Source organism: Shewanella pealeana ATCC 700345 (assembly GCF_000018285.1).
GTDB classification, from domain to species: domain Bacteria; phylum Pseudomonadota; class Gammaproteobacteria; order Enterobacterales; family Shewanellaceae; genus Shewanella; species Shewanella pealeana.
In genome coordinates this window covers 4,330,358-4,356,002 of the sequence record NC_009901.1, presented here as the reverse complement: position 1 = coordinate 4,356,002, position 25,645 = coordinate 4,330,358, and the positions used below count along the sequence as shown (strand labels likewise).

Annotated in this window: 24 protein-coding genes and 8 tRNA genes; 23 read left to right on the top strand and 9 right to left on the bottom strand. The window is 44.6% G+C overall.

Going from position 1 to position 25,645, the window contains the following annotated elements; translation table 11 throughout:
• Positions 1 to 244 precede the first annotated feature (244 nt).
• Together SPEA_RS18790 and SPEA_RS18785 are read left to right on the top strand one after the other, a co-directional pair.
• Positions 245 to 550: a hypothetical protein gene (locus SPEA_RS18790; RefSeq protein ID WP_012156767.1), complete on the top strand. Its 306-nt coding sequence runs from the start codon at positions 245 to 247 to the stop codon at positions 548 to 550.
• A 128-nt stretch (positions 551 to 678) separates the two neighbouring features.
• On the top strand, positions 679 to 879 hold the full coding sequence (locus SPEA_RS18785) for a PspC domain-containing protein (protein WP_012156766.1): 201 nt from the start codon (positions 679 to 681) through the stop codon (positions 877 to 879).
• A 207-nt stretch (positions 880 to 1,086) separates the two neighbouring features.
• On the opposite strand, the gene SPEA_RS18780 is transcribed toward SPEA_RS18785, so the two are convergent.
• The gene (locus SPEA_RS18780; protein WP_012156765.1) at positions 1,087 to 1,824 is read right to left on the bottom strand and encodes an enoyl-CoA hydratase-related protein; all 738 of its coding nucleotides are present in this window, start codon (positions 1,822 to 1,824) and stop codon (positions 1,087 to 1,089) included.
• A 33-nt stretch (positions 1,825 to 1,857) separates the two neighbouring features.
• On the opposite strand from SPEA_RS18780, the gene SPEA_RS18775 reads away from it, so the two are divergent.
• Genes SPEA_RS18775 through SPEA_RS18765 form a run of 3 tightly spaced genes read left to right on the top strand, consistent with a single transcriptional unit; the run spans position 1,858 to position 4,061 of the window.
• A complete protein-coding gene (locus SPEA_RS18775; protein WP_012156764.1) occupies positions 1,858 to 2,337 on the top strand; it encodes a copper chaperone PCu(A)C in 480 nt (159 codons plus the stop codon).
• A gap of 12 nt (positions 2,338 to 2,349) precedes the next feature.
• Complete coding sequence (locus tag SPEA_RS18770; protein WP_012156763.1) at positions 2,350 to 3,321, top strand: DUF2333 family protein; 972 nt, start codon at positions 2,350 to 2,352, stop codon at positions 3,319 to 3,321.
• A 2-nt stretch (positions 3,322 to 3,323) separates the two neighbouring features.
• Positions 3,324 to 4,061: a TIGR04219 family outer membrane beta-barrel protein gene (locus SPEA_RS18765; protein ID WP_012156762.1), complete on the top strand. Its 738-nt coding sequence runs from the start codon at positions 3,324 to 3,326 to the stop codon at positions 4,059 to 4,061.
• A gap of 106 nt (positions 4,062 to 4,167) precedes the next feature.
• Here SPEA_RS18765 and tolC read toward each other — a convergent pair whose 3' ends face one another.
• Complete coding sequence (gene tolC / locus SPEA_RS18760; protein ID WP_012156761.1) at positions 4,168 to 5,472, bottom strand: outer membrane channel protein TolC; 1,305 nt, start codon at positions 5,470 to 5,472, stop codon at positions 4,168 to 4,170.
• A gap of 293 nt (positions 5,473 to 5,765) precedes the next feature.
• Between tolC and nudF the strand changes: the two genes are divergently transcribed.
• The 7 genes from nudF (at position 5,766) to parC (ending at position 13,709) form a co-directional block, all read left to right on the top strand.
• Positions 5,766 to 6,377, top strand: coding sequence for an ADP-ribose diphosphatase (gene nudF, locus SPEA_RS18755; protein ID WP_012156760.1), 612 nt, complete (start codon positions 5,766 to 5,768; stop codon positions 6,375 to 6,377).
• Between the two features lie 47 nt (positions 6,378 to 6,424).
• Positions 6,425 to 6,859, top strand: a complete 435-nt coding sequence (locus tag SPEA_RS18750) for a DUF1249 domain-containing protein (protein WP_012156759.1) — start codon at positions 6,425 to 6,427, stop codon at positions 6,857 to 6,859.
• A 21-nt stretch (positions 6,860 to 6,880) separates the two neighbouring features.
• Positions 6,881 to 7,720: a 3',5'-cyclic-AMP phosphodiesterase gene (cpdA, locus tag SPEA_RS18745; protein WP_012156758.1), complete on the top strand. Its 840-nt coding sequence runs from the start codon at positions 6,881 to 6,883 to the stop codon at positions 7,718 to 7,720.
• A 27-nt stretch (positions 7,721 to 7,747) separates the two neighbouring features.
• Positions 7,748 to 8,320, top strand: coding sequence for a YqiA/YcfP family alpha/beta fold hydrolase (locus SPEA_RS18740; protein ID WP_012156757.1), 573 nt, complete (start codon positions 7,748 to 7,750; stop codon positions 8,318 to 8,320).
• A gap of 55 nt (positions 8,321 to 8,375) precedes the next feature.
• Positions 8,376 to 10,262, top strand: coding sequence for a DNA topoisomerase IV subunit B (gene parE, locus SPEA_RS18735; protein ID WP_041411629.1), 1,887 nt, complete (start codon positions 8,376 to 8,378; stop codon positions 10,260 to 10,262).
• A gap of 136 nt (positions 10,263 to 10,398) precedes the next feature.
• Entirely contained in the window at positions 10,399 to 11,442 is a 1,044-nt protein-coding gene (locus SPEA_RS18730; protein ID WP_398353692.1) for a PQQ-dependent sugar dehydrogenase, read from the top strand.
• Positions 11,442 to 13,709: a DNA topoisomerase IV subunit A gene (gene parC / locus SPEA_RS18725; protein ID WP_012156754.1), complete on the top strand. Its 2,268-nt coding sequence runs from the start codon at positions 11,442 to 11,444 to the stop codon at positions 13,707 to 13,709. The genes SPEA_RS18730 and parC overlap by 1 nt, the downstream gene beginning before the upstream one ends.
• Before the next feature lie 433 nt (positions 13,710 to 14,142).
• Here parC and SPEA_RS18720 read toward each other — a convergent pair whose 3' ends face one another.
• On the bottom strand, positions 14,143 to 14,334 hold the full coding sequence (locus SPEA_RS18720; protein ID WP_012156753.1) for a bacterioferritin-associated ferredoxin: 192 nt from the start codon (positions 14,332 to 14,334) through the stop codon (positions 14,143 to 14,145).
• A gap of 180 nt (positions 14,335 to 14,514) precedes the next feature.
• Positions 14,515 to 15,441: a D-2-hydroxyacid dehydrogenase gene (locus SPEA_RS18715; RefSeq protein WP_012156752.1), complete on the bottom strand. Its 927-nt coding sequence runs from the start codon at positions 15,439 to 15,441 to the stop codon at positions 14,515 to 14,517.
• 49 nt (positions 15,442 to 15,490) lie between these two features.
• On the opposite strand from SPEA_RS18715, the gene SPEA_RS18710 reads away from it, so the two are divergent.
• Positions 15,491 to 15,835: a DUF3392 domain-containing protein gene (locus SPEA_RS18710; RefSeq protein ID WP_012156751.1), complete on the top strand. Its 345-nt coding sequence runs from the start codon at positions 15,491 to 15,493 to the stop codon at positions 15,833 to 15,835.
• Positions 15,836 to 15,914: 79 nt separating this feature from the next.
• On the opposite strand, the gene SPEA_RS18705 is transcribed toward SPEA_RS18710, so the two are convergent.
• The 5 genes from SPEA_RS18705 to rsgA all read right to left on the bottom strand — a co-directional run bounded on the left by SPEA_RS18705 (position 15,915) and on the right by rsgA (position 22,886).
• A complete protein-coding gene (locus SPEA_RS18705) occupies positions 15,915 to 16,616 on the bottom strand; it encodes a glycerophosphodiester phosphodiesterase (protein WP_012156750.1) in 702 nt (233 codons plus the stop codon).
• A 24-nt stretch (positions 16,617 to 16,640) separates the two neighbouring features.
• A complete protein-coding gene (locus SPEA_RS18700) occupies positions 16,641 to 19,829 on the bottom strand; it encodes a mechanosensitive ion channel domain-containing protein (RefSeq protein WP_012156749.1) in 3,189 nt (1,062 codons plus the stop codon).
• A 69-nt stretch (positions 19,830 to 19,898) separates the two neighbouring features.
• Complete coding sequence (locus SPEA_RS18695; protein WP_012156748.1) at positions 19,899 to 20,777, bottom strand: DMT family transporter; 879 nt, start codon at positions 20,775 to 20,777, stop codon at positions 19,899 to 19,901.
• A 15-nt stretch (positions 20,778 to 20,792) separates the two neighbouring features.
• Positions 20,793 to 21,656 (bottom strand): archaetidylserine decarboxylase, encoded by an 864-nt coding sequence (gene asd / locus SPEA_RS18690; protein ID WP_012156747.1) that lies wholly within the window; start codon positions 21,654 to 21,656, stop codon positions 20,793 to 20,795.
• Positions 21,657 to 21,821: 165 nt separating this feature from the next.
• On the bottom strand, positions 21,822 to 22,886 hold the full coding sequence (rsgA, locus tag SPEA_RS18685; protein WP_012156746.1) for a small ribosomal subunit biogenesis GTPase RsgA: 1,065 nt from the start codon (positions 22,884 to 22,886) through the stop codon (positions 21,822 to 21,824).
• Between the two features lie 111 nt (positions 22,887 to 22,997).
• On the opposite strand from rsgA, the gene orn reads away from it, so the two are divergent.
• The 10 genes from orn (at position 22,998) to SPEA_RS18645 (ending at position 25,634) form a co-directional block, all read left to right on the top strand.
• A complete protein-coding gene (orn, locus tag SPEA_RS18680) occupies positions 22,998 to 23,543 on the top strand; it encodes an oligoribonuclease (RefSeq protein ID WP_012156745.1) in 546 nt (181 codons plus the stop codon).
• 113 nt (positions 23,544 to 23,656) lie between these two features.
• A tRNA-Gly gene (locus SPEA_RS18675) sits at positions 23,657 to 23,732 on the top strand.
• Positions 23,733 to 23,780: 48 nt separating this feature from the next.
• A tRNA-Gly gene (locus tag SPEA_RS18670) sits at positions 23,781 to 23,856 on the top strand.
• 16 nt (positions 23,857 to 23,872) lie between these two features.
• A tRNA-Gly gene (locus tag SPEA_RS18665) sits at positions 23,873 to 23,948 on the top strand.
• A gap of 15 nt (positions 23,949 to 23,963) precedes the next feature.
• Positions 23,964 to 24,063: transfer RNA gene (locus SPEA_RS23180), tRNA-Gly, on the top strand.
• Between the two features lie 47 nt (positions 24,064 to 24,110).
• A tRNA-Gly gene (locus tag SPEA_RS18660) sits at positions 24,111 to 24,186 on the top strand.
• Positions 24,187 to 24,233: 47 nt separating this feature from the next.
• Positions 24,234 to 24,309, top strand: a tRNA-Gly gene (locus SPEA_RS18655).
• Positions 24,310 to 24,322: 13 nt separating this feature from the next.
• A tRNA-Gly gene (locus SPEA_RS23175) sits at positions 24,323 to 24,419 on the top strand.
• A 20-nt stretch (positions 24,420 to 24,439) separates the two neighbouring features.
• Positions 24,440 to 24,515: transfer RNA gene (locus SPEA_RS18650), tRNA-Gly, on the top strand.
• Positions 24,516 to 25,178: 663 nt separating this feature from the next.
• Positions 25,179 to 25,634, top strand: coding sequence for a hypothetical protein (locus SPEA_RS18645; protein WP_012156744.1), 456 nt, complete (start codon positions 25,179 to 25,181; stop codon positions 25,632 to 25,634).
• The last annotated feature ends 11 nt before the right edge of the window (positions 25,635 to 25,645 follow it).

Here is a 25,645-nt window from a genome sequence, read left to right as displayed (position 1 = left end):
AAATATCGCTCACTCCCCAGTAAAACCTTCAAATGTAAAATTCCAATGTAAAACATGGGTTTAATCAGTTTTCGAAAAGTTGGCACACTGCTTGTATTAGTTATCTTGTAATTAAAAAATCTTGTAATTAAGAAATCTGTAGTTAACTAATCTGTAATTAAGAAGTCTGTAATTTAAAGTTAGTCACTCAGAGCTCTTTTATTCAGAACAATGCAATTAGGCAAAACTCGAAAAGGAATCCATTATGTTTAACTCTACTGTATTAAAAACCGTTAAAGCTTCTGTATTAACAGCCGTACTCCTAGGTGTAAGTGCCACTGCCCACGCTGAAAACTCCATCGTTACCGATGTGGCTAACAACATTGAGCAAAATATCTCTGCTCAGATGCAGGATATGATGGCAAAAGCACAGACAGAGCTGAGTCTTTCTATTCAAGCCCAGATGTCTGAGATGTTGTTTGATATGGAAAGTGAGCAAGTCACTAACGAGCAACTTGCAGCAGAAAACAAGCCACAGACATTAGTGACGAGTGCGGTAGCTAAGGATTAATCATGTTGTTCTTAGCTCAGTTTATGATGTTGCTACTACTGCCTGTTATTAGTTTAGTGATGTTTGCTTGTTTAGTGTGTTCACTAGAGTGGCACAAGCTAGAAGATTAATAGAAGAGGGAGTTTGTTATGGTTGATTTTGTCGAGCGTTTAAAAGATTCAAGTTCATTGGTATGTGGTGTTTCCGCCGCGATGGCTGATAAGTTTGACTGGTCGTGCATGTGGACTCGAGTCGTTTGTGCAGTGGCTATATTCTGCAATCCTGCGATGGGTTTATTGGCCTATTTTGTGTTGGCTTTAGTGTTACCTAAATGGGAAAAGCCTTATTAAGGCTGGCGCTTTAAAATAATGAGAAAGAGGATATCCAAATGAGAGTACTCATTCCCGTGAAATACATCGCCTCGAGTCGTTATCAAGCGCATCAAAATGCCATGGTAATCGCGATAAAATGCGGATGCTGTCAAGCAAGGCTTAGCATCCGCACTCAATGTCTTTAATGAGACAGTCTTTAATGGGACTGTATTTAACGAGGCTGTATTAACGTTTTAAAAACGCAGCAAATCTTGCTTTGGCTTCGTCACTTGCCAGCCTGGCTTCAAATTCGATAAGCTCTTTCTTCATCTGCGCTCGCACTTCTTCCCTGTTATAGCGAATTAATTTTTTGGTAGTTTGTAGCGATATGGGTGGCAGCGTCGCTAACTGATGTGCACGACTCAAGGCGTACTCAAAAATAGTCTCGCTGTCGATAACGTCATTAATAAGTCCATAGCTTTGGGCTTGAACAGCATTAAAGCTCTCACCTAACATTAATAGCTCACTGGCTTTTGCCTGACCAATAACCTGAGGTAGCAATAGGCTAGCTCCCGCTTCAGGGACTAATGCAAGCTGCACGAATGGTAGTTGAAACTTGGCGCTCTGGTCCGCATAAACTAAATCGCAATGCAGTAGCATGGTGGTGCCAATGCCGACGGCGGCGCCAGTGACGGCGGCCACAACAGGCTTTTGTAGATCGAGTAGGCAGAAGAGGAAACGAAAAGCAGGATGTTGGGCTCCTAAGCCACTATTTTGTAGGAAGTCTGCGACATCATTACCTGAAGTAAAACAATCATCTTGGCCACGAAACATAAAGGCTCGAATTTCATTGTCCGACTCACCTTGGATAAGGTATTCTGTTAGTTGTGTATACATTTGTAGGTTAAGCGCGTTACGCTTATCCGGACGATTAAACGTAATGATACGTACCCCATTATCGTCCTTAACCTGAATCGTGCTCATTCGTTATATCCTCGTTGTACGAATTGGGTTTACATGGAGTTTAAGACATTGAAGCTAATATTCAAACAACTGTTTAACTTGGCGCTATTAAGCGGTTTATCCTTCACGGCTTATGCCCAAGTGGTGCTAGTCGATGGTTACGTGCGCGCGATGCCGCCAACCGTCCCCAATAGCGCCGCCTATATCACAGTTGAAAATCATGGCGATGCGACTCGTTTAGTGGCTGTCGACGCTCCGTTTGCCAAAGAAGCGCAGCTACACACCTTAATTGAAGAAAATGGCATGATAAAAATGCGCCAAGTTGAGGGGTTTGACATAGACTCTCATGGGAGTTTAGTGCTGTCAGAATCGGGAAATCATATTATGCTCATGGGATTAACGTCGCCATTAGTCATCGATTCTAGTGTGGACATGACACTAAAGTTTGCCGATGGCACGACACAAAAAATTAGTCTGCCCGTTAAGAAACAAGCAGAGCAAAGCGATGGTGCGCACCACCATCATCACCACTAAGGAGCGAGTCAAATGCAGGTGACATGGAAGAAAGTCTTAGCAGCCGCGGTTATTGTTTTCTTTATCGGCTATCTAGTGAGTGTTTGGTGGAGTGTTGAGCCTGATCCTATCGAGCAGAATGTCTATAGTCAGCAAAACAGCCAGAATGTCGTCGGTTATGCTACGACAACCTCGCTGATCTTAACTGTCGAAGCCCTACTGGATAAATCGGGTGGTTGGTTATCTAATGATGTTACGCCTCCGTCTATTTTTATGGATAACATGCCTGCATTTGAATTTGGCGCCATCGAGCAGGCGCGAGACTTAGCACTGATCATGCGTAAAGAGTTCAGCCGTTCCCAGTCGCAATCGACCGCTGACAAAGATCTTCTTGCGGCGCATTCAAAACTTAATATTGAACACACTAGCTGGCTAGTGCCAAGTGCCGAGGGTGAGTACCGTGATGCGGTTAAGCTACTTAAGCTTTATCGCGCACGTATGATGGCAACTGAAAACCAAGACGCACAGTTTTATGCCCGCGCCGATAACCTCAATGAGTGGCTTAAAGAGGTGCAAAAGCGTCTTGGTAGCATGTCGCAAAGACTATCGGCGAGTGTTGGTCAGGAGCGATTAAACACCGATCTTTCAGGCGACAGCGCCGCAAGACAATCGACTCCTAGCTATGGTGCACAAGAGATAAAAACCAGCTGGTGGAAAATCGATGACGTTTTCTATGAGACCCGTGGTGCAACTTGGGCGCTACTGAATTTTATGAAGGCGATTGAAGTCGATTTTGCCGATGTATTACAAAAGAAAAATGCTCAGGTTAGTCTACGTCAGATTATTCGTGAGCTAGAAGAAACACAACAACCTGTTTGGAGCCCGATGATTTTAAATGGTTCAGGCTTTGGGGTTGTCGCTAATCACTCTTTGGTGATGGCAAACTACATCTCCCGCGCAAATGCTGCGGTTATCGATCTAACTAACTTATTGACTCAAGGTTAACTATGAAAAAGACGTTATTGGCGTGTGCACTATTAACTTCATTAGTGGGCACTTCTGCTCAAGCTGCTACCGTTGTCGGTTTTAAAATTGGCGGTGATTATTGGAAAGCTGATACTAATGGTACTTTTGCTGAAAAGGGTCAACCACAGCAAGAGTTTAACTATAACTCATCTTCTCAAGGCAGTATCTGGGTTGCAGTTGAGCATCCAATTCCGCTAATTCCAAATGTTAAGATTAGACAAAATAGCTTGGATGCCGATGGCAAGATGAGCGGTGCGGATTTTAACTATAATGGTCATAATTTTAAAGGTGACGTAAACAGCACTAGCGATCTAAGCAATACTGATTTCGTGCTTTACTACGAGATCTTAGATAATGATATCGTAGCCCTTGATCTTGGTGCAGCTTACAAGAAGATGGATGGCAAGTTCCGTGTAGCCGATGCGGGTCACCCAGAGACTAAAGATCTCGATAGCGGTATCGTGATGGGTTATGTCGATGCGCAGGTTGGCATTCCAGGTCTGGGCCTTTATGGTTTTGCAGACATCATGATGGGCGTCGATGAGTCAAGCGTATACGATTACTCATTGGGTCTTGGCTGGAACTTCGATGGTACCGCTCTAGATTACCGTATTCGTGCGGGTTACCGTGACTTTAAGTTTGACGTTAACGGCTTCGATGGCGTAACGGCAGATATGCAGTTCAAAGGTTACTTTGCTGGTGTTGAACTAGTCTTTTAATTTGCCTTAATAGTAGCGGCTCTCGTTAGTCGCTGCTATTAGTAGTAATTATGAACTATAAAAAAACCGCCATTTGGCGGTTTTTTTATAGCGTTAACAACAGGGATTAGTTAGCAGTTGGAGCTACAAGGCCGTTGTTAATTGAGGCAACATCATCTTCGTTCAATGTACCCGCAGCTTGTTTAAGCGCTAGGATTGAATTGATGTAGCCATAACGTGCATCAGACAGCTTACGCTTTGAATCGTATAGGTCACGTGTACGGTTTAATACGTCAACAATGGTACGTGTACCCACTTCAAAACCAGCCTGAGTCGCTTTCAATGCGCTCTCTGAAGAGATCACTGACTGCTCATAAGCACGGATTGAGCTGATAGATGCACCGACGTTGTTAAAGTTATTACGAACATTTTTAACTACTTGGCGGTGAGTCTGTTCAAGCTTCTCGCTTGCTTCTACGTATTGGTATTGCGCCTGATTTACACGAGAAGAAACCTTGAAGCCTTCAAAGATAGGAATGCTTAGGGTGACGCCTACAGTGCCGTTATCAAAGTCGTTTCCTGGCTCTTGCTCAATACCTTTGTTATAGCCGGCATTTAAGCTTAGCGATGGCATGTGGCCAGCTTTATAAAGCGTAATGGTCTCTTCGGCGATATCTTTACCGATACGCGTGGTCATCAGGTCAACACTGTTGGTTTCAGCCATCTTGATCCACTCAGATGAAGACGCTGGTGCAACCGATGTTGCTGAGAAACGGTTAGTATCAAGGATATTGATGCTCTTGTGATCGATACCCGTGATTTCACGTAATGCTTCGTAGCTGTTCGCTAGTGTGTTTTCGGCTAAGATCTCTGTCGCGTTAGCCAAGTCATATTGCGCTTGCGCTTCATGTACGTCGGTAATCGCAGTAAGACCTACAGCAAAACGTTGCTTAGTCTGCTCAAGCTGACGCTCAATTGCACGTTTCTCTGAACCTTGGAACTCGTAGTTATCTTTGGCTGTTAGCACGTCAAAGTAAGCATTGGTTACACGGATAATCAGGCTCTGTAATGCAGAGGCGTATGCCGAGTCTGCTTGAGAAGCTGCTTTTTCTGCTAGGCTTAAGCCTACCCACGCGCTGTGATCGTAAATGACCTGATTAAGCGTTACGCCGCCAACAATACCGCTGCTGTCTTCGCTTGGATCATTCCAAGCTTTATCGTAACCGATATTAGCACTGATAGTAGGCAGTAGTGGCGCACGATTTTCTTCAATCTGTTCATACAAGGCATCGCGTTGAGCTTTAGCTTGTAGCGCAATTGGATCGCTGGTCAATGCTTGTTGATATATTTGTAGAAGGTCATCGGCATGAGCTACTTGCGTTGTTGCTGCAAGGGTTAATGCGGCACATAGAGAACGGATCTTGAATTTCATTTGCTGTCCTTTTAGACAAAATTCTCCATTGAGGAGCGAATTTAACTTGTTATGTTTAGCCTTGCCTTACAATTTCTCATAGGCAGTAAGGCGGTTTGCGCTTCCCGACGCTTCCCAATACATCTAAACTTAGTGGGTTAAATATTAAAAATGTACAAATTCTAAGTCAACTAAGAAGTGTAACAGTTTTTTTTGCTTATGATTAGTGCTGCTTTCATCATAGTATTAATATTTTTTGTTTGGCTTTATTGTGTCATTAATACCTTTATAAACAAGTATATTTAGGACGAGAAATGAACAATACATTTAATCGTAATGATGTCGAGTTACTGGGGAAGAAGACCCTCTATAAAGGCTTCTTTAAAATGGACGAGTATCGCTTTAAACATCGTCTCTTTAACGGCGGTTGGAGCGAGGAGGTTTGTCGTGAAGTGTTCGAACGTGGCCATGCTGTCGTGGTTCTGCCGTACGATCCCATATCGGATGAGGTTGTATTAATAGAGCAGATCCGAATTCCAGTGCTTGAAAGTGGCAAAACCCCTTGGTTACTCGAACTTGTTGCTGGCATGATCGACAGTGGCCAGACTTCCGCCGAAGCTGCCCGCCGCGAGTTACAAGAAGAAGCAGGCCTATTTGCTCAAGAGTTAACCAAAGTAAATGAATTCTTTTCAAGTCCGGGCGGAACCAGCGAGCGTTTCGACTTTTACTGGGCTAAAGTTTGCGCCGCAGAAGCTAAAGGTGTTCATGGTTTAGAACATGAGCAGGAAGATATTCGAGTGCATGTATTAAGCCGAGAGCAGGCTTACCAGATGCTACTCTCTGGGCGGATTGATAATGCATCTACCGTGATAGGCTTGCTGTGGCTGCAATTAAACTATCAAGAGATAGGTAAGCAGCACGCTTAAAGCCAAGTTGCCCAAGTGGTGAAGTTAGAGAGAGTTAGGATAGACTTGTGTCAAACGTCGAGTTCGCGAAAAAAAGTAAGTATAAGCCTAATATCAGCCAGTTCTTGGCACTTTGTGGGCGTAATTATATGCATATTCAAAGGTGGCTGACTCTTGAACCTTGCGAAGGCAAGCAATGGCTAGTTCAAGGGGAGTTCGGTCAATTAGATGTCTGCCTGCTAGAAAACACTCGATATACCCAGTTAGTACAGATTTCCCGCTGTGTGGGCGGCAATGAGTGGCTAACAACGCCAAAAGTTTCGGTACGCATTTACCATGACGCTAAATTAGCAGAAGTGTTAACTAGTCAACAGATTTACCAATTGCGACCAGTGTATGATTATCCAAATATGCATATGCATCATCGGGATGAAAAGTACCAAGTCAATGCTTTTCTAGAAGAGTTATTGAAGATAGATAACTTAACTAAGTTCGTCAGTTAATCTGATTATTAGGTAATTAATTTGTTGAAAGCGGCTATCTCTTATTCAATTTCTGAAGTCGAGAGTGTGAGAATCGTGCAAGTCACAGATCCTCACTTGTTTGCCGATCCCGAAGCCCAGCTATTAGGTGTTAATACGGCTAATAGTCTAGGCGCTGTGTTAAATACCATCTCTGCAGTTAATTACCCTGCACACTTAATGCTAGCAACCGGTGATATTAGCCAAGATTACTCAAACGAGTCATATCACAGCTTTGTTAAAGCTATTGAGCCTGTTAACTTACCTTGTCATTACTTACCCGGTAACCATGATGACCCGCGCATCATGAATCTACATATGCAAGGGCCCAAGATTTTTGCTCAAAAGCGTATCTTGGCGGGAAATTGGCAGATTATTATGTTGGATTCGACTGTAAGAGAGCGCCCTGGCGGACATATGTCTGAAGCGGAACTTGAGCTTATCGACAGTTCGATAAAAGCAGAACCAGGCCGTAATGTACTGCTGGTGATGCACCACAACCCAGTTCTAACAGGGTGTAATTGGCTGGATCAGCATTGCATGGATAATGGTGCAAGCTTTATAGAGAGAGTCGCCCAGTACCCACAAGTAAAGGGCTTGCTCTGGGGCCACGTTCACCAAAGTATAGACACTAAACACATGGGGCCACATGGAGCGCTGCATTTGATGGCAACACCGTCAACCTGCATTCAGTTTAAGCCTAAGTCGCCCTATTTTGCGCTCGACGCACTGCAACCTGGCTATCGTTTGCTGGAGCTGAAGTCTGATGGTAGCATTCTGACTAATGTTTACCGGGTGCCGGGTGAAACATTTTCACCAGATAAAGATGCAGGCGGTTATTAGCTAACAGAAACCGCAGTGTGAGGAAGTATGCTGCTATATATACATGGATTTAATAGTTCACCCCTTTCAGATAAAGGTTTAGTCACCGCGCGCTTCATGGCGCGAAACTATCCTGATTTACACTTTCAACAGCCGCAACTTCCCAGTGAGCCACTCGAAGCGATGGCACTGCTGATTGAGATTGTTGAAAAGGCCAAAAAAGAGGGGCAGCCTCTTACTTATATTGGTTCCTCCTTAGGTGGATATTTCGCAAGTTATTTGGCGGAAACTTATGGCGGCCGCGCAGTTTTAATCAATCCTGCGGTAAAACCTTTCGAACTGTTTGATGAATTCATTGGCACTCAGTACAATCCCTATACGGATGAAACCTACCAAGTTGTTGCTGAACATAAGCAGGATGTGGCGCGATACAATACGCCCGCAATTATCAATCCCGATCGCTTTTATGTACTGTTACAGACAGGCGATGAAGTGCTCGACTATAAACAGGCCGTGCAGAAATATCACTGTTGTAAGCTCTTAATAGAACCTGGTGGAGACCATAGCTTTATCGGCTATGAGGACCAGCTTGCTTCTATCTGTGAATATCTGTTTTCTTGACAAATAGACCCGTAGGGCCGCAACATGGCCTGAATAACAAAATAATATGTGTGCCATGACAAACCAATACACCTCAGATGCTATTGAAGTCCTAAATGGACTCGACCCTGTTAAACGTCGCCCCGGTATGTATACCGATACTTCGCGCCCAAACCATTTAGGACAGGAAGTCATAGATAATAGTGTCGACGAGGCATTGGCGGGCCACGCCAGTCGTATCGACGTTATCTTGCATGCCGATAATTCATTGGAAGTCATCGATGACGGCCGTGGTATGCCTGTCGATATTCACCCTGAAGAGGGGATCCCAGGTGTCGAGCTTATTCTAACTAAGCTGCACGCGGGTGGTAAATTCTCTAATAAAAACTATCAGTTTTCAGGTGGTCTTCACGGTGTGGGGATCTCGGTTGTAAACGCGCTATCAAGCCGAGTCGAAATTACCGTTAGGCGTAATGCTGAAGTGTATGAGATGGCCTTTGAGCACGGTGAAAAAGTCGAAGACTTACATGTGACTGGCACCTGTGGTCGTCGTAACACAGGCACTAGCGTGCATTTTTGGCCTGATGCGAGTTATTTCGACTCGGGTAATTTCTCGATCTCCAAGCTGACCTATTTACTTAAAGCTAAGGCCGTACTTTGTCCGGGTCTACGGATTAAATTTGTTAATAAGCAGACCAATGAAACCCAAGAGTGGTTTTATGAAAGTGGCTTAGAAGACTACTTAAGATCATCCTTCAAAGGTGTTCCAACACTGCCTGAAGTGCCATTTGTTGGCAGTTTTGCCGGTAATTTAGAAGCCGCAGATTGGGCGATTACTTGGTTGCCTGAAGGTGGTGAGTATCTCAACGAAAGTTATGTAAACCTTATTCCTACGCCGCTTGGTGGTACTCACGTTAACGGTTTTAGACAGGGCTTGCTCGAGTCTATGCGTGAATTCTGTGAATTTAGAAACTTGATGCCGCGAGGCATTAAGCTAACCCCAGAAGATATCTGGGATCGCAGCACCTTTATCTTATCGATCAAGATGCAAGATCCGCAATTTGCAGGCCAAACCAAAGAGAAGCTTTCAAGCAGACAGTGCGCTGCGTTTGTATCGGGCATTGTACGCGATGCCTTCAGCCTTTGGTTAAACACCAACACCGAACAGGCTGAAGCCTTAGCCGATATGTGTATTAATAATGCACAGAAGCGTTTAAAAGCGGCCAAGAAAGTGGCCCGTAAGCGTATTACCTCAGGCCCAGCCCTGCCGGGTAAGCTGACGGACTGTAGCGGACAAGATCCAATGCGTGGCGAGCTATTTCTAGTGGAGGGTGACTCTGCGGGTGGTAGTGCTAAGCAGGCTCGCGATCGTGAGTTCCAGGCGATTATGCCGCTACGTGGTAAGATTTTGAATACTTGGGAGGTCGATGCCTCTCAGGTGTTAGCTTCACAAGAAGTTCATGATATCTCGGTAGCCATTGGTTGCGACCCAGATAGTGCCGATATTTCTGAACTGAGATACGGTAAAATCTGTATCCTCGCCGATGCTGACTCGGATGGTTTGCATATTGCGACCTTGCTATGCGCTTTGTTTATGAAGCATTACCGAGTGCTGGTAGAGCAGGGGCATATCTATGTTGCTATGCCGCCACTGTTCCGTATCGATATAGGTAAAGATGTATTTTACGCCCTCGATGAGGCTGAAAAAAACGGTATTCTTGATAGAATAACCGCAGAAAAACGCAAAGGAAAAGTCCAAGTTACACGATTTAAGGGGCTGGGTGAGATGAACCCATTGCAACTACGTGAAACGACGATGGACCCCAATACGCGTCGACTAGTGCAACTTACCATAGATGACGCCGAGGATACTTTGGCGCTTATGGATATGCTTTTAGCCAAGAAACGTTCTGGTGACAGAAAAATTTGGCTAGAGACTAAGGGTGATCTCGCCCAGATCTAGTCGGCTAAAAAGATTATCATCAGACAAAAGAATAATAATGACGTTTGAAAACTATCGAAATCAATTCGCCGTTGGGATCTCTGCACTTTGCGCTAACTTTATCCTAAGTTGCAGCGCATTTGCTGCCGAACCTGTCATGATCACAGTATCGAAAGGCTTTGGCTTAACCTTGTATGCTTCAGCCCTAGGTGATGCTAAGCAACTGGCGGTGGGTGACAATGGCACTTTATTTGTCGGCTCTTATCGAGACGGTAGCATTACCGCCTTAGTCGACGATAACAATGATGGCCGGGTCGATAAGCGTTATGTGATTGCAAAAGGTTTAGATTACCCAGAAGCAATCGCGTTTCATGATGGTGCTTTATACGTTGCTGAAGAGGAGCGTATTTTACGCTTCAATCAAATTGAGTCTCGCCTACGTAGGCCGGGACGCCCGAAAGAGATTTACGACCGATTGCCGGGCAATAGCAAGAAAAGCCGCCGCGCTATGCAGTTTGGCCCCGATGGATTGCTATATATTGCCATTGGAGCCCCCTGTAACGTCTGTGAATCCGAAGTGCCCTATAGCAGTATCATAGCAATAGATGTTGAAACTGGTAACAGCGAGCAGATCGTAAGTGGTGTGCGTAAGGTATTGGCTTTTGACTGGGCAGTCGAAGATAACACCCTGTGGTTTGCCGATCTTGGCCGTGATTGGATGGGGGATAACTTACCTCCAGATGAGATCAATAAAGTCGAACGCAAGGGGAGTCATTTTGGTTTTCCCTATATTCATGCCACCGATATTATTGAGCCCGCTTACGACAAACCTAAAAACCTAAAAGTGGTGCCTCCAACCTATGAGTTACCGGCCCATGTTGGTGCAAAGGGGCTACACTTTTATCGCGGTACCCAGTTTCCAGAGCGTTTCCATAATCAGATGTTTGTTGCCGAAAATGGCTCTTGGAACCGTTCGAGTAAGGTCGGCTATCAAGTCGTGATGTTAGAGATTGAAAATGGCCAAGTAGCCAAAAGAAGTACCGTAGTGAGTTTTCTAGACGGAGAATTTCCCGTCGCTAGACCATATGCATTGGTCACTGCACCCGATGGTGCTATGTATATTTCTGATGATCTAAAGGGCAACGTCTACCGTTTGTTTTATAAAGAATCAGCAAAAAATCAGTCACAGGATAATGATTAATGAGTGATGCGATAGATTTAAGCCTTGATGGCGTCGAGCAAATGCCTCTACGCCGCTTCACGGAAGAGGCATATCTGAACTATTCCATGTATGTCATCATGGATCGTGCGTTGCCACATATTGGCGATGGACTCAAGCCAGTTCAAAGACGTATTGTCTATGCCATGAGTGAGCTAGGCTTATCGGCTCAATCTAAACATAAGAAATCAGCGCGTACCGTCGGTGACGTGTTAGGTAAATATCACCCTCACGGTGATAGTGCCTGTTATGAAGCCATGGTATTGATGGCGCAGCCATTCTCGTATCGCTATCCACTGGTTGATGGTCAAGGTAACTGGGGTGCTCCCGACGATCCTAAGTCCTTTGCTGCCATGCGTTACACCGAAGCTAGACTGTCTAAGTTCTCGGAAGTACTACTTAGCGAGCTAGGTCAAGGTACAGTGGATTGGGGCGTTAACTTCGACGGCACCATGAAAGAGCCGTTAGTGCTGCCTGCACGTTTGCCGCACATTTTACTCAATGGTATCACTGGCATCGCGGTGGGTATGGCAACAGATGTACCCCCACATAATGTTAAAGAGCTGGTGGGCGCCTGTGTTGAGTTACTGGATAACCCTAAAGCCGATTTAGCACGCCTGATGGAGTTTGTGCCTGGGCCAGATTATCCAACCGAAGCAGAGATTATTACGCCAGCGGCTGATATCACTAAAATCTACCAGACGGGTCGTGGTTCGATTAAGGCTCGTGCGGTTTATACCGTAGAAAATGGCGAAGTCGTGATTACTGCGCTGCCGCATCAAGCCAGTAGCGGTAAGATTTTAGAGCAGATAGCCAGCCAGATGCAGGCAAAGAAGTTGCCTATGGTGACGGATCTGCGTGATGAATCCGATCACGAAAGCCCGGTTCGCATGGTGATTGTACCTCGCTCTAATCGCGTCGACTGTGAGCAGATGATGGCGCATCTATTTGCGACAACAGATTTACAGAAAAGCTATCGAGTTAACTTAAACGTACTTGGGCTAAACGGTCGGCCGCAAGTCAAAGGCCTACTAGAGTTATTAACTGAATGGCTCACGTTCAGAATGACTACGGTTAAGCGCCGTATAGAGTATCGATTAGACAAGATTTTATCGAGACTGCATATTCTAGATGCCTTGATGATTGCATTTTTGAATATCGATGAAGTGATTGAGATCATTCGTTATAACGATGATCCCAAGGCTGAATTGATCTCACGCTTCAATCTGTCAGACAAGCAAGCCGATGCGATTCTTGATTTAAAACTACGCCACTTAGCCAAGCTTGAAGAATTTAAGATCAAGGCTGAGCAGAGCGAGCTTGAAGCTGAGCGTGATAAGTTACAACTATTGCTAAGTTCTGAGCGCCGTATGAAGACGCTGATCAAGAAAGAGCTTATCAAAGACAGTGAAGATTATGGTGACGAGCGTCGTTCACCACTAGTTGAGCGTACAGAGTCTAGAGCGTTAACTGAGCAAGAGTTAGTGCCTGTTGAATCTGTTACTGTCGTTTTATCAGAGAAAGGCTGGGTGCGTTGCGCTAAAGGCCATGAGGTTGATGGAAAGAGTCTGTCATATAAGGCGGGCGATGGCTTCTTACGCTCCGCTCAAGGGCGTAGCAATCAACCGAGCGTGTTTATTGATACCTCGGGTCGAGCATTTGCCACCGAAACCCATACCTTACCGTCTGCTCGTTCTCAAGGGGAACCAATTACCACTCGCTTCAATCTAGCTTCTGGAGCGACCATGGAGCACCTACTGCTGTCTGATGAGGAGCAATGCTACCTACTCGCATCTGATGCAGGTTACGGCTTCATCTGTGCTAATAAAGATATGGTATCGCGTAATAAGGCGGGTAAGGCACTTTTGAGCTTACCTGCTAATGCTAAGGTGTTGTTCCCGCAGAGAGTCGATAAGTCTAAAGCTCAATCGATTCTAGCTATCACTAATGAAGGTCGAATGCTGCTGTTTTCTCTCGATGCGCTGCCGCAGCTATCGAAGGGCAAAGGTAATAAGATTATCGGTATTCCAGGTGAACGAGCTAAGAATCGTGAAGAGTTGTTATTGCACCTGAATGTTATCCCTGAAGACACTTCGGTAACCCTGTGGGCGGGTAAGCGCAAGCTAACCTTGAAGCCGAGTGATCTTGAGCATTATCGAGGTGAGCGTGGCCGCCGTGGTGCCAAGTTACCGCGTGGTCTGCAACGTGTAGACAGTGTAGAGCTAGGCGATGGTGAGCCTGTTCTCTAAGCTCTTACGAGGTTAAGTTACAACAAGACTAAGTCCATATAAGAGTAAGTAAAACAAAAAATGCAGCCAAGTGGCTGCATTTTTTTAGATGTAATTCGGGGAGTTATACCAATCAGTATAAGAAGTTGATCTACTCAGAGTGCTTTTTGGCAAACTAATTCAAGGCGAATGGACGACATAATGGTTGTTCCCTTATGAGTTCATTCAACGCAGAATTAGGCAGCCAAAAACACTCCTTACAGGCGAGTCTTAGCGGTTCTGATGCTGCGACTCTTAAGGAACAAAAGGGAGCTTAAACCTAGTTTCACGATGCTCTTCACTCGCTGCAAACCACATGGATGTGGTGAATGTCATTAATGCAGGAGCATTTAATGACCTTGCCTCAGGACCGCTAAACTCTCGCTGAGCGATCAAATCTTTATATTGATTGGTATTAAGCTACTTCGTAGTAGTTAGGTTCGATATCGACTTGTCGCTGAATGATCTGGGTTGCCATCTTGGCACATTTTCCACATTGATCTGCCACACCTAAGCGCTTTTTAACGTCGGCTAACGACATGTCACCTTGGCTAACGGCTTCTTTGATCTGTGTATCTGTGATTGCGTGGCAAAGACAAACGTACATGGAATATCATCTCTATATCGAACATGGCTCGAAGTATAAATGAAAATGATTCTCAATGCTAATAACCGCTAGGAATAATTGTTAGTCGGATCGCCTAAGGCAGTTATTAAAAAACGTGCCCAAATCACATATTTTAGCAGACTGATATAACACTCATATTTTGCGTATCACCTAATAGCGTTAGTAGCCACGCTCGAAGTGCACTCTGTGAGAGAGTTTTTCACCCTTAATCCACTTGTGAAAATTCTCTGTGAAAATTTCGACCACCTGCTCAGGAAAACTCGGCGCAGCGATATGCGGCGTAATAACGACATTGTCTAGCGACCAGATGGGGTGCTCTTCAGGTAACGGCTCTTGGTTAAACACGTCTAAAATGGCTTGCTGCTCAGGATGCTTGATTAATTGCTGATACAGAGCGTCTAAATCGAGAACGTCGCCGCGGCCTAGGTTGAACAGCACCACCTCTTCTTTCAGTAGTGACAGAGTCTGCTTATTGAGAGCGCCTCGGGTATCTGGGGTGCTAGGCAGAATGCTGGCGACAGCATCGGCTTGAGGCAGGTAGCGAGTAAGATTGGCCAAGGTGTCGACTTCGTCGAAGCCTCTAGTGGGCTTAGCCCCGCGGTTGATGCCAATGACATGCATGCCAAAGTGTTTAGCCGTTTGAGCTATATGCTTGGCAATTGAGCCTGTGCCCAAGAGTAGTAGGGTTTGCCCCTGCAAGGTCTTAAAGCTGCCCGGTAACCAAATCTTTTGATCTTGCTGAGTGCGGTACTTTCTATGTTCTCTTTGGTAAGCCAGCAGATAACCAAATAGGTATTCACTCATCAGTGGCCCAAAAATACCTCTAACATTAGTGAGCTCATAGTCTTTACGTTGTCTTGGTTTTACTAGGGCATCAACCCCTGCAAAAGTAGACTGCATCCACTTTAAGTTGGCAGCGTGGGGCAGCAAAGGCGCAGCAAGCTTGGGCTCGGCTAACCAGATATCGGCATTAAAAATACCTTGGGGATCATCGTCTAAGATCTCAGTATTTGGCAGGTGGCACGAATTTAAAAGTTGACGATATCGCTCATTTTCTCTGGTGAGTAATAGTAGCTTGTGTCCCATACTAACTCCCTATATTCTACATCCACCTAGATTTAAACCTGCAGGGCTGATGTCTAATACAATGTCTAAGGTTATTGAATTTTTTAACTATTTAGGGTCATTTATCTACCCTTGGCTACCAGAAGTTTCCACGGCAATTGTAGCCTGTTGTCTTGTGGTCTTTGGTGCCGATATCAATCGTTTTCTACGTCGCTACTTTGCGGGACGCTCTTTTCTGCTACGCACGCTGATTTTTGTCATCGTCAATGCGTTTGGTTATGGACTTATTATTATCCATTTAAGCCCTTTGTTAGCGCAAAATATGGCTAAGATCCCATCTCATTGGTTATTTGCTCTAGTTATCGCTATTTTCTTCGCGATAGGTAGCTGGGCGCAGCGCAACAGACAAGTTTAAGTTATTAATTTTAGTGTAGATTGTTTTCATTAATTTAGGCAACTTGTCGCTATTTTATCCCCGCTGTAGATGGCTTTATTTAACCTAAATCTAGGCCAAGGTAGCTAATCGCTCGGTCAGGATAGTTAGTAAATACACCATCGACACCCATTTGCTTAAGCATATCGAGATCGTCAAGATTATCTACGGTATAGACATAGACTTTGGCACCGCGTTTATGGGCGTCATCAACCATCTCTTGGGTGGTGAAGCTTAGTCCAAGATGAATGGAGTAAGCATTGAGTTGGCTGACAATGCCTGCAAAATTCAGCGGTACCCCTTCTATGAGTGGGGCGATTAACGCCGCAGGGTATTGCTGTTTAAAGGTTGCGAGAAATGGGTGGTTAAACGATGACATTAGCAGTTTGTTTTTATCGTACCCAAGTTCATTGATAAGTTTAGGGTAGAGGGCGATAAAGGCGTCGAGACAGCCCAATCCTTTAAGCTCAATGTTGACCAAGGTGTTGTGAGGTTTTAGTAAACTTAATACTTGCACCAGAGTCGGAATAGGCTCCCCGTCGATAGTAATCAGACTCAAAGCTTGCTTAGTGTATTGCTCAATAAGACCACTTCCCGTGCTTTTAGGTTCAAGTCGTCTGTCGTGAAACACGTACAGTTCATCTTCGACTAAGTGGATATCGAGCTCAACCGCAGTGGCTCCAAGATCAACGGCCTTTGCAAAGGCGGCAAGGCTGTTTTCAGCCAGATAACCACTGGCTCCTCTATGGGCAAATATCATCATAATGCTGTCTTAACCGCCTCTAATTTAGGTTCTCAATAAGCTCTGAACGTCTTTATTCTGGTTAGAAGAAAGATGCACTTCAAGCTGCGGGTAAGCCAGCTCTAGATCGTTCTCCCGCAGTTTCTTACTGATCTGTTTATGCAGCTTGTGCTTAAGCGGCCAACGGGTGCCCATATCTTTTGCATAAGCGCGTACTTCGAAATCTTGAGTATGTTGGCCAAAGCCTGCAAACCACACCTCTGGCTCTGGTGAGAGTAGCGCATCGTCACATTCTTGCACTGCTTGATAAAGCGCCGCTTCTACTCGTGCAGGATCAGAGTCTCGGGCAACAGACACATAGATTATCACTCGCGTGATAGGGTCTGATAGCGACCAGTTGATTAGCTGCTCGGTAATAAAGGCCTTGTTGGGCACGATGATCTCTTTTCTATCCCAATCGATAATGGTGGTGGCACGAATTTGGATTTTACTCACGGTACCAGTGAGATCGCGGATGGTGACGGTATCGCCAATCCGCACTGGTTTCTCAAATAGAATGATCAAACCCGAGATAAAGTTTGCAAAGATCTCTTGTAAGCCAAAACCTAAACCAACCGAGAGTGCGGCAACCAGCCACTGTAACTTAGACCATTCCATGCCTAAAGTAGAAAAACCTGCCAGCACACCGAACATCACCACTAAATAGCGGCTAACTGTGGTTAAAGCAAAGCCCGTGCCTTGGCTGAGATCTAGCCTTTGTAGAATTGTCAGCTCGATAAGACCGGGCAGGTTAGTGGCAATCATCATCGAGAAACCAACGATGATTAGCGATAAAAGCAGGGACTTAAGGGTTATCGGGATCTGCTGGTCTATACCGTTGACTGTGGTGTTACTCGACCACAAGGTGACTCCGTCGAGTAAAGAGAACAGTGCGGTGTGGGTCTGAGTCCATAAGCCGACGATACTGGCTAAAAATGCCAGCAATAACAGTGAGCGCACTAATCCTAAAGACTGGCTAGAGATAGTTTCAAGATCGACGATCGGCTCTTCGTAGGTGTCGGCTTGCTCGTTAACATTCAGCTCACCTTTTTCACGTTGTGCGAGCACTTCTGCACGTTTGGCCTTAGCTCGTTCGAAGGCGATACGGCGACGCTCTATTAACATCCAACGCTTGATTAAGTTGAACAGCAACAAGAAGCCTAAACCGAATATCAATGATAACTGCAGCTGCAGGAACATCTGGAATGCGGTGTAATAGTAGCCCTGAAATGCTAGCACAGCACAGGCGAGGGGCATGAAAATCAGCATGGCCCACAATAGCTTCTGCAGCAGCTTCTTATTCTTACTGTGCTCTGCGGTATTTTCTTTGTTAGATAGGCTGAGCATGTCTTTGTAAAACCAAAACAGCATAAGACAGAAGATAATAAATGCACCACGGCCCAGACTATTTCGAACCAGAGAGGTATCTATTACTTCGGTAAAGGCCATGATGGCTAGAAAAGGTGTTGCCATAATGGTGAACTTTCTAAAGCGTTCCTGTCCGGAACGCACCATGCTTTTGGGTGCCTTAAAGTGGTTGATTAACAAGCCTCTGTCTAACGCCAGTAGATAGATGAAGCGGTAGAGTTGGTAGAGTAGACCCAATGCCATGATCCCCATGCCTATGGCTGAGACAAAGTTATGGCTTGATAGGTAGAAGATCCCGCCAGCCAAAACGATAGGTAGGGGCTTGAGTAGGCTGTAACCCAGCGAGTTGCTCAGTACATGGAATGTATAGATGAACTTATCTTGAGTCACATTGCCGACAAAAGGTAGCTCTCGACGCATTGCTGACTTAAATTTCGGTGTCAAAATATCTTGGGTGATGATGCTGATAACAAACAGAATGAGCCACAGTGACCATAGGGTGCTTTGTTCATCAAAGGAGCTTTGCATCTGTCCCCATGGGGCTTGCTGCAGCATCCACTGAATACTCTGGTGTAGATCGGTGATCCATAAACCGCCTATGCTGTTAGCATTAGGAACCCAGAACAGGTGCTCATTGAGAGTGCTCTTTAGGGTCAAATATTGCTGGTTTAGCTGCTCATAACTGACCCTAAGATCGGCCAGCTCGCTTATGTATTGATCATAACTCTGTAATAGCTGTTGCAGTAGTAGCCCTTGCGAAGAGAGCAGTTTCGCCTGCAGCGAGTTATCGGCGCCAATCGATGTGACTTGCTGGCTATTTAGGGTTTGCGCTTGCTCAATCTGGTATCGGGCGAGTCGTGTGTTAGCTATTTCGCTTTGAAGAGGTTCCTGACTTGGCGGCTTAGGCAGGGCTTGCAGCATCTGTAAGAAGCGTTCACCGAAGGCTGAATTGAGCTTAATCCAGCCAATTTGCTGCTGTATTGTTGTTAGCTGTTTGGCCTGAGCCTGGTATTGGGCTTCAGCTTTTTCTTGTTGAGTCAGGGTAAGACTGATTTTTTGATTCAGTTGCTTTAAATTCTCACCATACACTAAATTGCTATCGCTGAGCTCTTGAGCAATAGGATCGTGGCTTTTGTCGTCGGGTAATAAACTGCCGGCAATGGCGGCTTCGGTGCGTGCCTCTCTCTGCAAGACGATCTTTTGGTTCAAGCGCTCGATCAGTAGCTCTTGTTGAGCCAATTGTTCACGCACCAACTTTAGCTGTAGCTGGTTTAAGTCGATCTCTTTTTGGCTGCTGGCTAATACGGCTTCGAGTGTTTTAACATCTTGCTCATAAAGCTGTCCTTGGGCGCTGATGAGCTGATTGTTAATGGTTTGCTCTTCACCGATGCGAATTTTTTTGTGCTTTTGTAATGCGGCTCTGGCGTTTACTAAGGCATCTGGCAGCTGGCTGTGAGACTTTATTAGCGCATTGATTTTCTGCCCTAAGCTGATCTCAACATCTTTGAGTTCTGATAAACGTAGATAGGCGAGTGAGGCCTGCTGATTGATATCCTGCTGATCAGAGTCGTTTAATGTGTTTTGTGCATCTTGAATTTGACTAAGCAAATTTTGCTTATGCTCGGCATAGTTATTTAACAGCTCGCGAGCGCTATTTTCTGTTAGGGCTAACTCATGGATCTTGTCCTGTAACAGGCTTAATTGATCCTGTGGGGTTAACTCAGTATTTGTAGATGAGAGCCCTAGTCGTTTTTCAATTTGAAGTGGCGAGTTAGCGTTAGCCGATAAGGCAAATAGGCACAGCAGAAGCAATAAAAAACGATGCATGATAAGAGTATGAATAAGGCAAAAAAGACACAGTTATATTAGCCAAGTTGAGCTGATAAATAAATCACTCTAAGCAGTCTTTTTTATCCTATTCGATCTGTGGCTTTGCTGAGTTTCGAATAGTGCAGTAGCAACGACTAAAGTTCCGCCAATAACCGTTTTTAGCGCTAAGTCTTCCCCCAGTAAAATTAGCGCCAACATGGCACCGTAAAAAGGTTGTAGGCAGGAGACCAAGCCTACGGTTTTTGCGCTTAGGAGCCTTAATGCCGAGGTAAACAGAGCGTGGGGCGCAGCGGTAAAGACCACCCCGAGTAAAATAATCAACCACCATACATTTTGTTCTATGCTACTGATTTCAACGCTTAGCCAGGGGGCTAAAAAGAAAACGGCAACAGAGGTCTGATAGAACATGGCTTGTTTGCCACTGTATGCGCTGAAATAACGTTTGTGCAGTAGGTTGCGAGCAGTAAAGAAAGCGGCAGATAAAATGCCAATAGCGATTCCTAGTGTGACGTCATTACCTAGGTTTGCTTCTGGGATCAGCAAGGACACACCAATGAGCACGACTATGCCACTAATCACATCCGCTAGTTTGAGTTTAGTTTTTGTGACTATCGGTTCGACTAACACCGTCATTACCGGATAGGTAAAGAACGCAATCATGCCTATGGCGACCGATGATAGTTGCATTGAGGCAAAATAGGTTACCCAGTGCAGACTGACGATGATGCCAAGTCCTATTGCAATGAAGTAGTCTTTGTTTGCGTTTAATAACAGACGTTGCTTGCTGAGTTTTACGATTAGCGCAAGCACAATGGCAGCAACGACGCAGCGTAGTAAGGTAATGTCGAGTGCGCTAAGGGGAATAAGCTTGGAGAATAGTGCGGTACCACCAAAAAGTAGTACCGCAAAGTGTAGTTCTAACAGCCCTGTTTTTTTATTGTCCATGCCTGCCTTTAGAAATTAGTCTTCGATTTTTGCAAAGGCTTGACCCATACGCGTCACGCTCTTTGGTTCTACTCCATCAGCAAATTTATCGAGGGCATCTTTGGCGAATAACATCACAACAGTGCTACCGAGTTTAAAGCGACCCATTTCGGCGCCTTTCTCAAGTGTCAGAGCATTAGGACCTTCAGTTGGATAATCCCAAGTGAATACTTTCTTGCCTGTTGGTGGTGTTACTGTTCCAGCCCAAACCGTTTCGATACTAGCTACGATTGTTGCACCGACCAGTACCATTGCCATTGGGCCAATTTCTGTCTCAAAAATTGCTACAACACGTTCGTTGCGAGCAAATAGGCCTGGTACATTCTCTGCCGTTAACGGGTTAACAGAGAAGAGTTCACCTGGAACATAGGTCATCTTAGACAGGGTGCCTTTAATCGGCATATGAATACGATGATAGTCCTTTGGCGCAAGGTAAATGGTGGCAAAATCACCACCCTCAAAACGCTTAGCATCATCGGCTTGATCGCCTAGTAGCGCAAGTGAAGAATAATCATGTCCTTTGGCTTGAAAGATACGGCCTTCTTTAATTGGACCTAGCTGACTGACGGCACCATCTACGGGATGAACAATATAGTCATTGTCTTCACATAGTGGACGAATTCCAGGTTTTAGTGCACGGGTAAAAAAGTCGTTGAAGCTGGCGTAAGCAGTAGCCTCTGACTGAGCTGCTTCACTCATATCAATCTTGTATTGTTTGATAAACCAGTTAATAGCGGCTGTAGTGACAGAACCCATCTGAGCCGCTGCAAGCTTACCTACAAGACGAGAGAGTAAGTGCTTTGGCATGATGTATTGCAGGGCAATTTTGATCTTATCCAATTTCAATATCCTTTAATCTTTTCACCTGAGGTGAAATCTTATCTATTTTCAATCAAACCAAACCGCTTACTGTGTTACGGCATAAATTGCCGCAGGAAAATTCATATTTAAGCTTATCGCTGGTTTGAATATCTTTGCTTCAATTACTTAACTAGTATCGACTGACTACTCGTCAGGACCGGCTCTAAAGTGACGAGCGTGTCTTTGCTCATCCAGACTGGCAATAATACGATGGTAATTATTGTATCTGTCTTCAGTGATCTCACCGGCATTGAACGCTTCGGTAATCGAGCATCCTGGATCGTTTAAGTGTTTGCAGTCTCTAAATTTACAAGTACCTAAATAATCTCTAAATTCAACGAAACACCAGCCGACTCTGTCAGCGGGCAGGTGCCATAGCGCGAATTCTCGCACACCAGGAGAGTCAATTAAATCTCCGCCAGTTGAAATATGCAGAAGTTTTGCCGTGGTGGTCGTGTGCTGACCTAGCCCTGAGTTCTCAGAAATATCACCAGTAATAAGCTCTGCATCTGGCATCATGGCGTTAATCATTGAAGATTTACCTACACCCGATTGACCAACAAACACGTTTACTTTGTCGTTCATCAAGGCATGAAGCTGTTCAACACCTTCACCTGTTTTGCTACTCACTCGATAGACTCGATAGCCAATGCTCTTATATCTCTCAAGCGCTGCATCGATCTCAGGCGCTTCTTCTGGCGTTATCAAGTCAACTTTATTTAAGATGATGACAGGTTCGATACCAGTATCTTCAGCCGCGACTAGGTAGCGATCAATAATCTGGGTGGTAAATGCTGGCTTTACAGAAGTGACAATTAAAATCTGATCGATGTTCGCAGCAATGATTTTCACGCCATCGTAAAGATCTGGGCGTGAGAGCTGAGAGTGCCTTGGATGCACAGCTTCAACAATACCTTCGATACGACTAGCCCCTGACTCACTGGTCAGTGCTAAACGAACGATAACGTTATCACCAGTCACTAGGCTCTTAATATTACGGCGAATATTACAGCGAGCAAGGTGGCCAGAGTCAGTCTCGACGTCAGCGTGTTGGCCGAAGCGTGAAATAATGGTGCCTTGTTGCTCAGGGCCTAACATACTGTCTTGTAAGTCAGTAGTTTCACCTGCATCGTGGCTCTGTAATTTCTTTTTTTGGTTGGTCCGCATTCTGCGTAATTGACCATGGCTTAGCGGTTTCTTTTTACTCACGTATTAGTCTTCAATGATAAAGGTGATTTTGTGTTGCTTAAAAAAGCAGTATGATACACGGTCTAGAATAAAAAAGCCTGAATTTAGGCTAACAGGAAAACAGGTCGCGTTATGGCTATAGATGAAAACAATCTGATTTGGGTCGATTTGGAAATGACAGGGCTTGAGCCTGACGTTGACAGAATTATTGAAATTGCCACGATAGTGACAGATAAAGAGCTCAATATTATTGCGCAAGGGCCTGTTTTTGCTATCCATCAATCCGATGAGCAGCTTGCTCTAATGGATGATTGGAACCAGAAACATCACGGTCAGTCGGGTCTAGTTGATCGCGTGAGAGCGAGTACGATAAATGAAGAACAAGCAATTGCCGAGACTATTGCGTTCTTGTCGCAATATGTGCCAGCGGGTGCTTCACCTATGTGTGGTAATAGTATTGGCCAAGATCGTCGTTTTCTAAACCGTTATATGCCAGAGCTAGAGGGTTATTTCCATTACCGCAATATAGATGTGAGCACTATTAAAGAGTTGGTCCGTCGTTGGGAGCCATCTGCGATGGAGGGCTTTAGCAAGAAGAACACCCACCAAGCTTTGCAAGATATTGAAGAATCTATCGCCGAATTGCAGTTTTATCGAGCTAAAGTATTTACTATTTAACCGATCAGACAGATTATTTGAAAGAAAGGGTTGCAGAGTAGGGAAATTTTCATATAATGCGGCCTCAACTTTTCGCTAAGCACCAACTTAGTGATTATTGAAAAAGTTGAAATGCGACATTAGCTCAGTTGGTAGAGCGATACCTTGCCAAGGTATAGGTCATCGGTTCGAACCCGATATGTCGCTCCAAATTAAAACTTATGGGAACACCAATTCCGGTAAGTTAAAAAGATTTACGCGACATTAGCTCAGTTGGTAGAGCGATACCTTGCCAAGGTATAGGTCATCGGTTCGAACCCGATATGTCGCTCCAATTTAAAAAGATTTATGCGACATTAGCTCAGTTGGTAGAGCGATACCTTGCCAAGGTATAGGTCATCGGTTCGAACCCGATATGTCGCTCCAAATTTTAAAGATTGTGCGACATTAGCTCAGTTGACTCTTTATGAGAACAAAGGGGCGATACCTTACCAAGGTATCAGTCATCGGTTATTTGTTTCGAACCCGATATGTCGCTCCAATTTAAAGCTTATGGGAACACCAAGTCCGATAAGTAAAAAGATTTACGCGACATTAGCTCAGTTGGTAGAGCGATACCTTGCCAAGGTATAGGTCATCGGTTCGAACCCGATATGTCGCTCCAATTTAAAGCTTATGGGAACACCAAGTCCGGTAAGTAAAAAGATTTACGCGACATTAGCTCAGTTGGTAGAGCGATACCTTGCCAAGGTATAGGTCATCGGTTCGAACCCGATATGTCGCTCCAATTTAAAGATTAGGCGACATTAGCTCAGTTGACTCTTTATGAGAGCAAAAGGGCGATACCTTACCAAGGTATAAGTCATCGGTTGTTTGTTTCGAAGCCGATATGTCGTTTCAATCAAAGTAAAGATTACGCGACATTAGCTCAGTTGGTAGAGCGATACCTTGCCAAGGTATAGGTCATCGGTTCGAACCCGATATGTCGCTCCAATCTTCCTCCTGTAAATTCCCAAATATCTCAACTCCAAACCTTAATAAAAATCAAAATGTTTATGCGACATTAGCTCAGTTGTGCTCGTAGAAAATGTTGATACCTCTTTTTTTGGCAAGGTATAGACACAACTTGTGTAAACAGCCGGTTCGAACCCACTCTCTATTAAATCAAAAGCTCGCTCCAATCTTCCTCCTGTAAACTCCCAAATATCTCAACTCCAAACCTTAATAAAAACCAAAATGTTTATGCAGCATTAGCTCAGTTGCGCTCGTAGAAATGTTGATACCTCTTTTTTTGCCAAGGTATAGACATAACTTGTGTAAACAGCTGGTTCGAACCCACTCTTGTTTAAATCACTCTTGTTAAAACTAAAGTCGCTCCAATCTTCCTCCTGTAAATTCCGAAATATCTCAAATCCAAACCTTAATAAAAACCAAAATGTTTATGCAGCATTAGCTCAGTTGTTATTTATCGTCATGGCTTAACAGGGGGAATACGTGATCGAGCGCTTGTTTCTTTCATAATGTCTAAAGTAAGTGCTTTTGGCTTTTCTAAAGTTTGACTGCGTTCAAATAATAAGTCGCTTTTTCATACCATAATAAAAAATGACTAATATTTGGCCGTGTCACTCTTAATGTGGCGGACTAAGGAGAGGAAAAATGCGTATTCAACAACTCAGTGAACTTCTAGATTATGTGGCGAGATGTCGCATAGAGATGGCGCAACTCTATAGCCGTTTGCATGCTAATGCTGACTCTTCTAGGGTAAAGTTGATGTTAGAGTATTTTCAGCAACACGAACGCAATACCTCTGAAAAGTTAGAAAACTATATTGATGAAGCTCCGAGAAAAATTCTAGACACTTGGTATAAAGATATTGTTTTTGAAGATTTTATTGGACACTGCCAGAAGCTTACTTTGCCAGCCAATATGAGTGAAGATGATGTGCTGGAACTTCATTTAAAATTGGATAACAGCTTAATCGGGCTGCTAGAGAAGACTGCTAACTCATCAGCTACGGCTGAAACAAAAGGCGCATTAGATGATCTCGTGAGAGTCGAAAAAATCCAACAGCAACGCCTTGTTCACAGTAGCATTCGAATGGATGATATCTAAGCTTAAATTTG